General features: G+C 37.8%; 14 protein-coding genes and 1 pseudogene. 4 read left to right on the forward strand and 11 right to left on the reverse strand.

From position 1 onward, the window contains the following. The 10 genes and pseudogenes from nikC to BTHG_RS14600 all read right to left on the reverse strand — a co-directional run. The coding region (gene nikC / locus BTHG_RS25055; protein WP_010677463.1) for a nickel transporter permease at nt 1-890 on the reverse strand (890 nt) is incomplete at its 3' end. A 19-nt stretch (nt 891-909) separates the two neighbouring features. Next, nucleotides 910-1914 (reverse strand): ABC transporter permease, encoded by a 1005-nt coding sequence (locus BTHG_RS14555; RefSeq protein ID WP_010677464.1) that lies wholly within the window; start codon nt 1912-1914, stop codon nt 910-912. A gap of 266 nt (nt 1915-2180) precedes the next feature. After that, nucleotides 2181-3815, reverse strand: coding sequence for an ABC transporter substrate-binding protein (locus BTHG_RS14560; RefSeq protein WP_010677465.1), 1635 nt, complete (start codon nt 3813-3815; stop codon nt 2181-2183). A gap of 95 nt (nt 3816-3910) precedes the next feature. Further along, complete coding sequence (locus BTHG_RS14565) at nt 3911-4876, reverse strand: ABC transporter ATP-binding protein (protein WP_010677466.1); 966 nt, start codon at nt 4874-4876, stop codon at nt 3911-3913. Continuing rightward, nucleotides 4848-5864, reverse strand: a complete 1017-nt coding sequence (locus BTHG_RS14570; protein WP_010677467.1) for an ABC transporter ATP-binding protein — start codon at nt 5862-5864, stop codon at nt 4848-4850. The genes BTHG_RS14565 and BTHG_RS14570 overlap by 29 nt, the downstream gene beginning before the upstream one ends. A 297-nt stretch (nt 5865-6161) precedes the next feature. Beyond that, a complete protein-coding gene (locus tag BTHG_RS25060; protein ID WP_010677468.1) occupies nt 6162-7433 on the reverse strand; it encodes a hypothetical protein in 1272 nt (423 codons plus the stop codon). 432 nt (nt 7434-7865) lie between these two features. Next, the gene (locus tag BTHG_RS14585; protein WP_010677469.1) at nt 7866-9614 is read right to left on the reverse strand and encodes an ABC transporter ATP-binding protein; all 1749 of its coding nucleotides are present in this window, start codon (nt 9612-9614) and stop codon (nt 7866-7868) included. A gap of 277 nt (nt 9615-9891) precedes the next feature. Beyond that, entirely contained in the window at nt 9892-10422 is a 531-nt protein-coding gene (gene ntdP / locus BTHG_RS14590; protein ID WP_010677470.1) for a nucleoside tri-diphosphate phosphatase, read from the reverse strand. Between the two features lie 219 nt (nt 10423-10641). Continuing rightward, nucleotides 10642-10896, reverse strand: a complete 255-nt coding sequence (locus BTHG_RS14595; protein WP_010677471.1) for a YgaB family protein — start codon at nt 10894-10896, stop codon at nt 10642-10644. Between the two features lie 304 nt (nt 10897-11200). Continuing rightward, nucleotides 11201-11368 (reverse strand): annotated as a pseudogene (locus BTHG_RS14600) (gamma-type small acid-soluble spore protein); the annotation flags it as partial. A gap of 195 nt (nt 11369-11563) precedes the next feature. Here BTHG_RS14600 and BTHG_RS14605 point away from each other — a divergent pair. Further along, entirely contained in the window at nt 11564-11785 is a 222-nt protein-coding gene (locus BTHG_RS14605; RefSeq protein ID WP_010677473.1) for a hypothetical protein, read from the forward strand. A 26-nt stretch (nt 11786-11811) separates the two neighbouring features. Here BTHG_RS14605 and mutY read toward each other — a convergent pair whose 3' ends face one another. Then, complete coding sequence (gene mutY / locus BTHG_RS14610) at nt 11812-12891, reverse strand: A/G-specific adenine glycosylase (protein ID WP_026021831.1); 1080 nt, start codon at nt 12889-12891, stop codon at nt 11812-11814. 221 nt (nt 12892-13112) lie between these two features. On the opposite strand from mutY, the gene BTHG_RS14615 reads away from it, so the two are divergent. The 3 genes from BTHG_RS14615 (at nt 13113) to BTHG_RS26305 (ending at nt 14659) form a co-directional block, all read left to right on the forward strand. Beyond that, entirely contained in the window at nt 13113-14096 is a 984-nt protein-coding gene (locus BTHG_RS14615; RefSeq protein WP_010677475.1) for a metal-dependent hydrolase, read from the forward strand. Nucleotides 14097-14294: 198 nt separating this feature from the next. Further along, nucleotides 14295-14453: a small, acid-soluble spore protein K gene (locus BTHG_RS14620; protein WP_010677476.1), complete on the forward strand. Its 159-nt coding sequence runs from the start codon at nt 14295-14297 to the stop codon at nt 14451-14453. A gap of 53 nt (nt 14454-14506) precedes the next feature. Then, complete coding sequence (locus tag BTHG_RS26305; protein ID WP_010677477.1) at nt 14507-14659, forward strand: YpzG family protein; 153 nt, start codon at nt 14507-14509, stop codon at nt 14657-14659. Nucleotides 14660-14675 lie beyond the last annotated feature (16 nt).

Below are 14675 nucleotides of genomic sequence, written 5' to 3' on the forward strand. Positions count from 1 at the left end.
TATTGTTTCATTTTTGGATCTAATGCATCCCGCAAGCCGTCCCCCATTAAATTAAATCCAAGCACTGCTAACATAATTGCAATTCCTGGAAAAATCATTGTCCATGGTGCCTGTGTTAAATAATTTTTTGAATCGGCTAACATTTTTCCCCATTCTGGATTTGGAGGTTGGGCACCCATTCCTAAAAAACCAAGTGCAGCCGCCTCAATTATTGCTGTCGCAATCGCCAATGATGCCTGGACAATAATTGGCGCCATACTATTTGGTAGTATATGATGAAATAAAATTCTACGATCCTTCATCCCAACAGCCTTTGCTGCGGTTATATATTCCTCTTCCTTTACACTTAACACCCTCGAACGAATTAGCCTTCCGAAATTTGGTACATTGATAATTGCAATTGCAATCAAGGCATTTCTTAGTGATGGCCCCAAAATCGCAACAATTGCAAGGGCTAGTAAAATACTTGGGAAAGCGAGTAAAATATCAAATATGCGACTGATTAGGTTGTCTACCCATCTACCGTAATATCCTGCTAGGATTCCAAGCAGACTTCCAACTATCGCTGAACCCAAAACTGCAAAGAAACCAACCCGTAAGGAAATACGTGCCCCATAAATGATTCTTGATAAAATATCTCTCCCAAAATCATCTGTTCCAAGCCAGTGGTCAGCTGAAGGCGGTTGAAGTCTATTTGCTAAATTTTTTTCATCAATCCCTTGAGGGGCGATGAGCGGTGCAAAAATTGCTAGTAGAATAAAAAGAAAAACAATACAAGTTCCAACTAATGCTAACTTATTTTTTCGAAAGCTTCGCCACGCTTCCTTCCATGGTGACACAGCCCCATCGCTGTTTTTTAACGTTGCATCCGTTTGTGCTAACTCAGCCATTATCTCACCCCTTCCTTTTTTAACGGTATTTAATTCGCGGATCGATGACCGCATATAAAAGGTCTACGATTAAATTAATAAAAACAAAGAAGGTGGCGACCACTAAAATACCTGACTGAATGACTGGATAATCTCGGTAATTAATTGCTTCATAAATATATCTCCCGATTCCTGGCCAACCAAAAATGGTTTCCGTTAGGATGGCTCCTCCAAGCAAGAGACCAGTTTGTAAACCAATGACCGTTAAAACAGGGATAATCGCATTTTTCAGGGAGTGCTTGTACACGACCCAAAACATTTTTACTCCCTTTGCACGCGCTGTTCGTACGAAATCTGAACGCATTACTTCAAGCATACTCGAACGTGTAATACGTGCGATTATTGCCATTGGAATGGTTGCTAGCGCAATACTTGGGAGAATCAAATGTTTTAACACGGTTACAAATTGGTCGGTTCTTCCGTTCATAAGTGTATCTATTAAGTAAAGACTAGTAACCGAATCAACAGGATCACGCACATTTTCTCTACCTGTTGTTGGAAGTAGATCAAGTTGAATCGCAAACGCCCATTGCTCCATTAATCCTAGCCAAAAAATTGGCATCGATACACCAATTAATGCAAGAACCATTGCAATGTAATCAAACCATGAATTTTGAAACCAAGCGCTAATGATGCCTGCGTTAACTCCGATTACAATTGCAATAATCATCGCAACAATGGTTAGCTCGATTGTTGCTGCTAGGTATGGCCAAATTTCTTCACTTATTGGTGTCTTAGTTCGGATTGATTCCCCTAAATCTCCAGTCAACAACCCTTTAATATACTCGTAGTATTGAATGTATAGGGGTTGGTCGAGACCCAGTTTCGTTGTGAGTGCGGCAATGGATTCCTCAGTAGCGCGCTGGCCAAGAATGATTTGTGCCGGATTTCCCGGAATTAAGTGAATAATCGAAAAAACAACGAGTGTCATGCCGATTAACACAGGAATAACCATTCCAATTCTTCGTAGCGTATATGCGAACAAGGTTATCACCCCTTTTGTTTAGACAGTAAAGGGGAGGCTATGAATGAAGACTCCCCTTTTAACAAGAATCAAATGCGCCTTGGCGTGTTTGTTGCCCGATTTTTTTCGACTTGATCGAAAAATTACCTTTGAAAAATCGTGGCATCCGCCGGAGGCTTTAACTTTATTCAGTCTTAATTTGAACTCCCTACTAAATTATAAAATCTATTTACATTCAGCCCACCACTTATAGAAGGAGAAGACTTCTGCTGAATAAAGTTAAACTACTATTTGAATTCAACCTTTGTTAAATGATCAGAACCAGTTGGGTGTGGTAAGAAATTCGTAATGTTTTTCTTACCAGCGAGTAGTGGTGTTGAGTGTACAAGTGGTGCCCATGGTGCATCTTCATGGATAATTTCTTGTGCTTTTTTGTACAAGGCATTGCGTTCTGCTTGATCAGTAATTGTTTGGGCTTCAATTAAAATATCATGGAGTTCGTCATTGCTATATCGGGAGTAATTGTTACTTCCGATTGCATCTTTATCTAATAATGTATAAATAAAGTTATCCGGATCCCCATTGTCCCCTGTCCATCCTAGCATGAAGGCATCAAAATCACCTTTTGCGGCTTGCTCTAAATACGTCCCCCAGTCAACCGACTTAATTTCTGCTTTTACTCCAATCTCAGCGAAGCTTGATTGAAGGACTTCTGCGACCTTCATTCCATCTGGCATATATGGACGTGGAACAGGCATTGCCCAAAGTTCCATTTCAAATCCATCAGGATAGCCAGCTTCTGCTAGTAATTCCTTCGCTTTTTTCAGGTCATATGGATATGGGTCAATCTCATCATTGTAGCCTTCTAATGCAGGTGGAAGTGGATTTTTTGCAGGCTCAGCAAGTCCACCGTAGAATGCAGCAATGATTCCTTCTTTATCGATAGCATGGTTAAGTGCTTGACGAACGAGCTTGTTATCAAACGGCTCTCTAGTGACTGTAAATCCTAAATATCCAATGTTCATTGAAGGACGCTCGAATGTTTGAAGGTCAGGATTTCCTTTAATCTGATCAAGGTCCGATGGATTCACACCATCCATTAAATCGATTTCACCCGCAAGCAACGCATTTAGGCGTGCAGAGTTTTCTGGGATGGATCTGAAAATGACCTTTTCTAACTTCGGATATCCTTCCATCCAATAATCAGGATTCTTTTCAAGGACAATTCGGTCGTTCTCCTTCCACTCTACAAATTTGAATGGACCAGTTCCAACAGGATTTTTACTTAAATCATCCCCATACTTCTCAATTGCTGCTGGGCTTGCAATAGCAAATGGAGACATCGCAAGGTTTTTCAAGAATGGAGCTTGTGGACGATTTAATGTAAATTGTACAGTTAACTCATCGACAGCTTTTACCTCTTTAATGACGTGCCCTTCGTCCCCTTTGAATCCGCCAAACATTGTATAATAAGGGAATTGTTCAGCATCCCCATTCATCCAACGTTCAAAGTTAGCTACAACAGCCTCTGCATTAAAATCAGTACCGTCATGGAATTTCACACCTTCACGAAGTTTAAGCGTGTACTGAAGGCCATCTTCAGAAGGTGTCCATTCCGTCGCTAATCCAGGTTGCAATGTTGTATCTTGATCACCATAGTTTAATAATGTATCAAAAATGTTTTTTGTAACTTTAAATGTTTCTCCTTCAGTTGTTGTGATTGGATCTAACGTTACAGAGTCCCCTCCACGTCCGAATACAAGTTCATTTTGTACTTCAGCTGTTGGTGTTTCTTCTTTTGAATTTCCCCCCTCGTTTGAACTTTCATTTCCTTCTTTACTTCCTCCACTACAGCCAACCAATGCTGTCGATAATAGAAGAAGGAATAAAAGTGAGAGTATGACGCCTTTCCTTTTAAACAAAGAAATTCCCCCTTATATGCATTTTTTTATCATGAATGCTGCAAGTCATTCTACTGGTTGTTAAAAAGGGATAAACCGGACTTTTTGAACTTCCTCTAATAGAGATGACAAGCAACATAATGACCATCTTCTACCTCTTTAAATACTGGGCGTGTTGTCTTACAGATTTCCATACAGCTACCACATCTTGTATGGAACGCACATCCTGTAGGTGGATTTGACGGGCTAGGGATTTCACCGGTAATCTCAACCGATTCATTTTTATAATCTGGATCAGGAATCGGCACTGCTTCTAGTAATGCTTTTGTATATGGATGCAAAGGCTTATTGTAAAGTTTCTCGCTATCTGTCAATTCTATGATTCTTCCTAAATACATAACGCCCACTCTATCACTTATATGCCGTACTACCCCTAAATCATGTGCAATAAATATGTAGGTCAGGCCATATTTCTTTTGTAAATCCTCCATCAGATTCAGCACCTGTGATTGAATCGATACATCGAGGGCAGAAACTGGTTCATCGGCAATGATAAGAGATGGATTGGTCATTAATGCCTTTGCAATACCAATCCGTTGACGCTGTCCTCCACTAAATTGGTGCGGATATCGTTTTGCATGATAACTACTTAAACCGACAACCTCTAGCATTTCTTTCACTTTACGGATTCGTTCTTTTTTATCGCCAATTCCATGGACAATAAGGGGTTCCTCTAGTATTCTTTCAACTGTATGTCTTGGATTAAGGGAAGCATATGGATCTTGAAAAATAATCTGCATTTCACGTCTAAGCTTCCTCATTTCTGACATTGATAGTTTTGTAACGTCCTTGTTATCAAATAGAACCTGACCTTCAGTAGGTTCCAAAAGCCGTAAAATAAGTCTTCCTGTAGTGGACTTTCCACACCCACTTTCTCCAACAATTCCAAGTGTTTCGCCCTTATTCACAAAAAAGGATAGTCCATCAACCGCCTTTACGTCTCCTATCTTCTTTCCAAACATGCCACCCTTAATTGGAAAATATTTTTTTAAATTACGAACTTGAAGTAAAGGCTGTATCATGATTACTTTCCTCCTCTTTACTTTGTAAAAAACAGCGAACACGATGGCCCTTATCGTCAACTTCGTATAGTTCAGGGGTATCTGAGAAGCAGCGGTCAAAGGCAAATTCGCACCGTTCAGCAAATCGGCACCCATTCTTAATCGACCCTGGTCTTGGAACATTCCCAGGAATTGAATAAAGTCGTTCATTTTTATTACGGATATCAGGAACTGATTTTAATAATCCTTTCGTATATGGATGCTTTGGATTTTTAAAAATGGATGAGACTGCGCCTTCTTCTACAATTTTTCCGGCATACATGACAACTACTCGTTCACAAATTTGTGCAACAACACCTAAATCATGTGTAATTAGCATGATGGCAGTATTCAATTCGGCGTTCAATTTCTTCATCAACTTTAAAATTTGTGATTGAATTGTAACGTCTAATGCAGTTGTAGGCTCATCGGCGATTAATAGCTTTGGATTGCAAGCCATTGCCATTGCAATCATTACTCTTTGACGCATGCCTCCTGATAGTTGATGCGGGTATTCGTCCATTAACTCTTCCGCTCGTGGGAGGCCTACCCGTTTCATGACTTCAATTGCCCTAGCACGTGATTTTTTCTTATCCCATTTCATATGTATCTTTATTCCCTCTATCATTTGATTTCCAATTGTAAGTAAAGGATTTAGAGATGTCATGGGCTCCTGAAATATCATTGCAATATCATTTCCACGGATTTGACGCATTTTTTTTTCAGAGAATTTGGCGATATTTTCACCATTAAACACAATTTCACCATCGACAATTTTTCCTGGTGGAGAAGGAACTAGTCCCATAATCGATAACGATGTGACACTCTTTCCGCAACCTGATTCTCCAACTACTCCGAGGATCTCGCCTTCTTTTATATAAAAATTAACATGATCAACAGCTGGTATTTCTCCTTCATCCGTAAAAAACGAGGTACGAAGACCCTTTACCTCAATTATCTTTTCCGCCATCTTTCACACCTGCCTTTACAAGAAGTTTTATTAATAAGTTGTCTTAATTATTACAACTACGTAAAAAAAGGATTCGAGTATCAAAGACGTTTTCTACTATTTTTCGACACCATTTCCCTGGAAATAACAAAAAAGGCAGTAATGGTTGAAATTTGCCGAATCAGAAGATAAAAAAAACCGGGCTTAGCCCGGTCCAATTTTAATGTATATCTGATCATTTATACTTAATACTACATACACATTACTTTAGTTTGTTATATCAGTTTCATAAGAAAGGTTTTTCACCATCTTTAGAGACTAGTGATTCTTTTCTACTGTTGATAGTCTTTTGAACGGAAACATCGTTGCTTTCCCTTCTTTACGTTCTATGGCATAAATGAATCTGCTTACCACAATTAATTCAGCTAAAAGTCCAAGTGAGATACCTATTCCGCCAATTATCCCGTTCCATTGAGAAGCAAAATTTACGCCGATAACTAAGGCAATTAACGTAACGATTAGGTTTGCAGACTGAGAAAAAATCGTAATTTTTGTTTGTTTATAGTACATTAATAATCCGTTATAGAAATCTACAAATGGAAACACAAGCGCCATTAGCATTGTGACTTTTAATACTTGGACGCTTGCATCCAATAACCTGCCCTCAACCCCAAGCACATGCTCAAAAAAGAGTCCGCCAAGTGGAGTATATGATAATATCGCAATCAGAATAAAAGGGATAAATCCAATTACAAGTAAAAACTTTTTCACAATCGCGTTATGTTCCCCATAAAAATTGATGACAATTTGGTGGATAAACATAAAAAAACTTAGTACCAATTGGGTCACGCTCATGGCAATTGCATAACTTGCAATGGCGAGCTCAATATCATCTGTTTTCCCTAAAGAAACATTGATTGCAGGCCCAATCATTACGACAATTACTGATGAAAACATCAGTGGACTATAAAACTTAAATATACTTGTCTTCGATTCTACTTGCTGTTCCTCATGCTTCTCAGGCATTTTACGAACCAATTTCCTTGCTTCAATGATGCTGATTAAACACTCAATCATCATGCCTAATAAGAAAATAATCGCACCAGTTGTTCCGGTAATCTGATCACTCTGAATGAAGTATAAGGACAATAAATACATAGCAGCAATCCTTATGACCATTCCTATCGTTAACCATTTAGTTTGTCGGTTATATATAATAACTCCTTGGGCTACACAACGTGATGCGGAGAAAATTGTAACAAAAATAAGGACCTGGTAAATTTCCTTAATTTCATCCACCATGTTCACTTTGGCCCCAAAGATTTTTGAGAAAATAAAATCCCCAACTGGTGTATATGCAACACCAATGGCAATCAGCATTAATCCGAATATTAAGTAAAAGGAAAAACGTAATATTAACTGATACGAAGTTCTATCCCTTACAAGTGAAGAGCAAGTTTGCCGAAGCAAATTTCCCAAACGTTCTGTAATACCAAATAAACTCATAGCGATTGCATAGCTTGCTAGTATAAATTCAGAATTATCCGCTCTAACTAGTGTACTATTGATGATAATATGGGATAAAGTCATAAGACTAGCAGATAATCCTAAGGGAATCTACATTTATTTCGATACTCGAGATATATATTTAAGCAAAATCCCCCCTCTCCTATATCGGAGAAGGAGGAATTTAATTACCTATTAATTAAATATAGTGCTAATTTATTTAATATTTATTATAGTATAAAATTACCAAAAAGGTTAGGAATTTTTTAAATTGGTCTACTACTTTCATTTCCTTATTCCAAAACAATTTGTTTTTCAGCTATATTATTGACTTCATTATATGGTTTTGAACTTTCAACCTCTTTAAAAAGAAATTTACAAAAAAAGACACGGAATTTTGTTTCCATGTCTTGATCCTATCACTTAAATATGCCTTGTCTTATGGCTTTACTGATTTGAATATCTCACGTCTTTAGCAGGAAGTTCAGCCCGGAAAGGGCACCTTAACTGAATTAGTTAATTATCAAGTTGTTGAACTTGGAAAAGGTTAAAATAATGTCCTTTTTCACTCATTAATTCAGCATGTGTACCGATTTCAACAATTTCCCCATGTTCAATCAGAACAATTTTATCTGCATGTGTAATAGTCGATAATCGATGTGCAACGATAAATGTAGTTCGATTCTTAGCGAGTTCCTCTAACGATTCTTGGATGAGGTGCTCACTTTCAAGATCCAATGCTGAAGTCGCTTCGTCCCAAATCAATAATGGTGGATTTTTTAAAAATACACGTGCAATGGCTATCCGTTGTTTTTGTCCACCTGAAAGTTTTACGCCTCTCTCTCCAACTTTTGTATCATACCCCTGTGGGAGATTTTCAATAAATTCATGAGCATTCGCAGCTTTTGCTGCTTCGATTATTTCTTCGTCAGTAGCTCCTGGCTTTCCAAGTAAAATATTATGCTTTACAGATTCACTAAATAAAAAAGTGTCCTGATGGACCATACCAATTTTATCACGTAGACTTCTTACCTTATAGGAACGAATATCGGTCCCATCTAATAGAATTCTTCCTTCCGTTACATCATAGAACCTCGGTATTAAGCTTACAAGCGTAGACTTACCTCCACCACTCATTCCAACTAATGCAACGGTCTCTCCATTTTTTATTTCAAGGTTGATATCCCTTAATACGATTTGGTTATCGTCATCTCCATACGAGAATGAAACATTTTCAAAGCTCATACTTCCGGATACATTCTTACATTCAACAGCATCCGGCCCGTCGACAATATCATATTTTTCATCGATAAATTCAAACACACGATCCATTGAAGCAAGTGCCTGAGTCAATGTAGTCGATGAGTTAACAAGTCTTCTTAACGGGTTATAAAGTCGGTCAATATAAGCGACAAAAGCTACTAGAGTACCGACAGTTAAATTTCCTTGAATGACTTGATAGCCTGCAAACCCAATTACTAGCAATGGAGCGATATCCGTAATCGTATTAACGACTGCAAATGTTTTTGCATTCCAACTGGTATGGTCTATTGCCTTCGTTAAGAAATTGCTGTTTTGTTTATCAAAAAGCTTTTGTTCATGATCTTCTATAGCAAAGCTTCGGATAACCGGAATCCCTTGAACACGTTCATGAAGGTAGCCTTGTACCTCTGCCAATGCCTGTGATCTTGCTCTTGTAAGATGACGAAGTCTCCCGTAAAAATACTTAATCGAAAATCCATAGAGTGGGAACAAAATGATAGATACAATTGTTAAAGGAATATCTAGTGTCAACATAATGCCAATTGCAATAACAATGGTAAAAAGGTCCAGCCATAAATTCATTAATCCGGTAATTACAAATGTTTTCGTCTGTTCTACATCATGAATAACCCTTGAAATAACTTCACCCGCTCTAGTATTCGCGTAATACCTAAGACTAAGCTTTTGAATATGATCAAAAAGCTGATCACGGATATCGTATAGGATCTTACTGCCGACCCATTGTGCATAATATTGACGGTAATACTCAACAGGTGGTCTTAAAACAATGAAGATAAAGAACATGATTCCCATTGCAAGGAAAAGTTTCGATAGTTTTTCGTCCTGCGTAAGATCTGCAGCGATTACATCATCCAACACATACTTTAGTAATAGTGGAGTGAGCATCGGAATTGTAAATTTAATAATACCAATGATAATGGTAATAAGGATTTGAAACCGGTACGGCTTCACAAATTTCATATAACGTCTAGTACTCCCCAAACCCTGACCCTCTTTCTAGTTGTAGTACTATGTATAAAGCTATAAACAATTAAGTTTATAAAATTTGAAAACCTGTTGCTAGTTTCAACAGGTTTGCTTAATCACATGCGCCCAGATTTTTTATGCCCACACGAGGTGGGTCACAAAGACGAAGACATCAGGACGTGGCGCTCTTAGTCTTAGATCCCATGGCTCGAAAAGTTTCCTTTGAAAATCGCATGTCTCCGCCGGAGGCTTAATATTATTAAGCAGAAGTTGGGGATTTTGCTTAATAATGTTAACTTCGATAAGTTAAATAACGCTCATACCAGGTATCGATAAAGTCTGGTGCAAACGGACCTTTTCGACCACGTATCCATTGGATTAGCTTGTCTACATTATTTTTTAAAATCTTATCAATTACATCAGGATAATTCATTTCGCGACGATGTTTTTCATACTCATCCTCGTCTAATAAAATAAATGTCATATCCGGAAATACTTTGATATCCAAATCATAGTCAATATATTTCAACGCTTCATCATCCGAAATGAAAGGTGAACTGATATTGCAATAATAATACACCCCGTCCTCACGTATCATTCCGATAATATTAAACCAATGTCGCGCATGAAAATAACATATAGCTGGTTCACGTGTAATCCAGGTCCTACCATCAGATTCCGTCACAGTAGTACGATCATTTCCGCCAATTACAAGACTTTGTGTGCCTTTAAGCACTCTCGTTTCTTCCCAAACACGGTGAATATGACCATTATGTTTATAACTATGGATTTGTATTTTATCTCCTTCCATGGGAATACCCATTCTCTCTCCCTACTTTCACTATTGGGCAGCTTTGTTTTATACTTTTCTATATTCTTACAAGAAAAATATAGAATTTGTGCTTCTCTCGATAGGGTTTATACCGTCCTCCCATATCGTAAGTATAAATCCAAAGAAAAACCTTTTTCTATTATTATAACGGTAAGTCGGATTTTTTAAAACAAAAGAGCCATCGTTATTTTTCGATGACTCTCTCATTCCTTAAACCGTTTGATGGATTTTCTCCTGATAGGATCGGATGACTTCTTCGGTTTGTTGCTGGAATAATTCATGGATTTGTGCTAACTCCTCATGCATTCGTCGAATTTCTTCTTGTATTGTTTTAAGCTCTGTTTCTTTTTGTAATTCTAAAATTTGCGTTTCGATTTCTTGACATCTTTCAATTTCGGATTGAATGAAAAGTAACTTGTCCATTGTTTTTAGCTGTTCACCAACAAGGTCATTAAAATTGCTCATAATGCTTTTCCTCCTAAATGTCTATGAAGAATCATTACTGTTATAACCTAATATTTCTGTAAATAGACTCAATTTCCTTTGTCTTTGTATGTAGTAATATAGGAGGTTTTGTCAAATAAAAGAAGCAAGTGCCTTCACAAAATACTTTATCTAGGTTATGAAAGACTTATCGGATAGGGTTACTGGTTGGAATGGTCTTCATCTTCCATAGTGGTGGACTGGATAAACGTGAAAAAACACTTCCTTATCGAACAAGGAAGTGTTTTTTCTAGTTAAGTAATTAAGTAACGTGTTTATGTTAGCCTTGGCCTTTGTTAGACTGTGACTGTTGGTTTTGACGTCTTACTTCTTGAGCATTTGTTTCGCTAGCAAACTCAGTACCGAATTGACCAGCACCTTGAGATTGAGCGTTTTGTTGTCTTACTTGTTGTACGTTAGTTCCAGCTGAAGTTTTGTTTGGTTGTTTAGCCATTGTAATCACCTCCACGACCATTAATTTGTCCCAGATACGAATGTAATATCCCAAATAATTTTAATTAAATTTATTAAATCATAGGATAATTTTTCATCGTTTGGATAATCTTATTAATTGAACAAAGTAACTAAATGTGTATGCTTATAAAGCTGGTCATTTTTGGGCATCCAATAAAAAGGAGGGTAATTGAAGATGTATTCTGGTCGTGACATGACTCATTTATCAATGCTCCCAAAAAATGAATGGAAGGAAAGCGAGCTTGCTTTTTTCCACCATTCTTTCCAACAAATTGTTCCATATTTGAATGCGGAGGGTAGGTCCCTTCATAATGAAATCGTCCAAGAAATTGAAGCCAGAGGCGGTTTTTACCGTAACAATGACTATACAAGTGATATTAGATTATCGTACGATTAATCTTTTTTGGTAAACAAAGAGCTTTCTCATTGTAAGAGAAAGCTTTTTCGTATTTTTTGATGGGAAACCGGGAATGTGTACTCATCCAATTCCTCTAAATGAACAAGTTTTAGATTGTCCGTTTCTTGGATAGTATTCACTATTTTCCCTTCAAAAACGGTTATATTCCAAATCAAATGGGAAAACACATGCTGTATGGTTGTAAACGCTTGTCCAATCTTTGCTTCCACCTTATATTCATTTTTCAAAAAGTCTCCAAGCTGTTCTTTAGGAGTTTGAATGTTTAAAATGGTTTCGTGGTTTGGAAACTCCCACAAGTTTGCCAAAAGACCTTTTTCAGGTCGTTTATGAATTAAAAATTGACCGTTCTCATTCTGTAGAACTACCGCGGCCATTGAAACAGCTGTTGGCGCTTTTTTCTTGTTTTTTACCGGAAGTTCTTTTTGAACACCCTCAGCAAAAGCTCTGCAATGTTCCCGAACAGGACATAATAGACAGGCTGGGTTTCCAGGAACACAAATTAATGCACCTAATTCCATTAATGCCTGATTAAATGCAGAAGGGTTTTCCTTAGAAATAATTTCTCTGACAATGGCTTCAAAAATCTGGCGAGTTTTTGGTTTAGCAATATCATCCCAAACAGATAAAATTCGTGAAAGTACCCGCATTACATTTCCGTCCACCGCTGGCTCTGGTACTCCATATGCGATACTTAGGATAGCTCCGGTAGTATAAGGGCCAACACCTTTCAGACTCGAAATTTCATCAACTGTATCTGGAACCTTGCCATCATATTTTTCAGCCACTTCTTTTACTGCTGCATGAAGGTTTCTTACACGAGAATAATACCCCAAACCTTCCCATGCTTTCAGTACCTTATCTTCCTCCGCTTTAGCAAGGTCTTCAATTGTTGGAAATTTAGAAACGAAATTCTCAAAGTAAGGGATTACCGTGTCAACTCTTGTTTGCTGAAGCATAATTTCCGAAACCCACACTTTATAAGGATCCTGGTCCTGCCTCCACGGAAGGTCTCTTTGCTCTTGTTCGAACCAGTCAATTAAATCTTTTTGAAATTCATTTATCAAAAAATCGTCCAATATTTTCATTTCCTATTACCATTCCCTCTCCCAAGGTGTTATTATTAAAATAATTTATCTAAATGATGTTTGTTGGTTACATTAATCTTAGATACGTATAAAAGCGTACGCGCCTTGACCAGCCCTGAAAAGCACAAGACAAGTTGGCGAAAAAGTCGCTATTTGACCTTCTTGACGGATTGATGGGCTAGGCGCTGAGCTAGACATATAAAGTGAAGGAGGTCTCATTTTTGGATACAGGAACACATATTGTTATGGGTCTTGCATTGGGTGGTATTGCCACACTTGACCCTGTCGTTACAGTGAATCCCGCTACCACTCACGCTGTTATCTTTGGAACACTGATTGGTTCACAGGCGCCAGACCTTGATACCATCCTCAAATTACGAAATAATGCTCATTATATAAAAAATCACCGAGGAATTACACACTCTATTCCGGCTGTATTACTCTGGCCAATTTTAATAACAGGAGCCCTGTTATTGTTTTATCCAGAAGCTAATCTTTTTCATCTGTGGATGTGGACCTTTATCGGGGTCATTCTCCATGTGTTTGTTGATATTTTTAACGCATATGGAACACAAGCATTACGACCTTTTTCTCATAAATGGGTGGCATTAGGTGTCATCAATACATTTGACCCATTCATTTTCTTACTTCACTTAGCAGGAATAATTGTGTGGAAGCTTGGCTTACATGCAGGCGTTACTTTTTTTTCAGTCTATGCTATCCTTTTGGTCTATTATATCATTAGGTTTCGCATGCGGAACAAGGTCGAAGCAGCGGTTCGTGATAAAATCGACGAGAAAATCACAGAGATCATCATTTCTCCAACCTATCGCTTCAATCAATGGCATATTGCTGTCGTGACTGAAACATACTTTTATGTCGCACGCGCCAAAAACACTGAAATAATTATACACGATCAATTTGTAAAGCGCCCGATACCTGATACACCTGTTATCAATGCTGCAAAAAAGGACAAAAACTTAGCTGCGTTTCTGCACTTCTCCCCAGTTTACCGTTGGGAAATCGATGAATATGATGACTATTACGAAGTTCGTTTTATTGATCTCCGTTATCGAAGTAAAGGTCATTATCCATTTATCGCAGTAGTACAGTTAGACCTTGATTTAACCATTATTACTTCCTATACCGGTTGGATTTTTAGTGAAGAAAAATTACGTAAAAAACTTGAGCTTATTCCAAGTTAAACCATTTTCTCTCCATAACAATGTTTGTTATGGGGCTTTTTTTAATCCAAATGCACCATGTTTGATTATCTTTACCATTAATTCACGATGCCCATTTTACATGAAATGAATCCAAGAACTCCATACTAGTAATACGTGTTTAAAGGCATGTAATCCCTTTTTACACGATGTCCACGCTTTTTAATAGGAGGTATTCGCATGCGGAACAAAAAACGAGGATTTCCAAACCAGAATCGTAATAAGTTTCAGGGTGAACCTAGAGCAAAAGCTGAATACGCCTCAACAAGAGCAGATGGTTCCATTAACACACATCCACAGGAACGAATGAAGGCTTCAAGTGAACGACACGATTTTTAAATCTAAACACGAACCAAAAAAATCGAATCGACTAAAACTTGGAGGTGCGTGTAATGGGTAAAAAAGGATATAAGAAAAACGAATATTCAAATCCGTTCCAACAAGCATGGGCGAATCCGAAACATGCTTGGGCACAAGTAAATGGAGAAACAAGACGTACACAAAACCTCATTATTTTAGAGCATCAAACAAGAAAACAATCTTAAAAAAGAACAGGTTATC

The organism is Bacillus timonensis, from assembly GCF_000285535.1.
Taxonomy (GTDB): Bacteria; Bacillota; Bacilli; order Bacillales; family Bacillaceae_L; genus Ferdinandcohnia; species Ferdinandcohnia timonensis.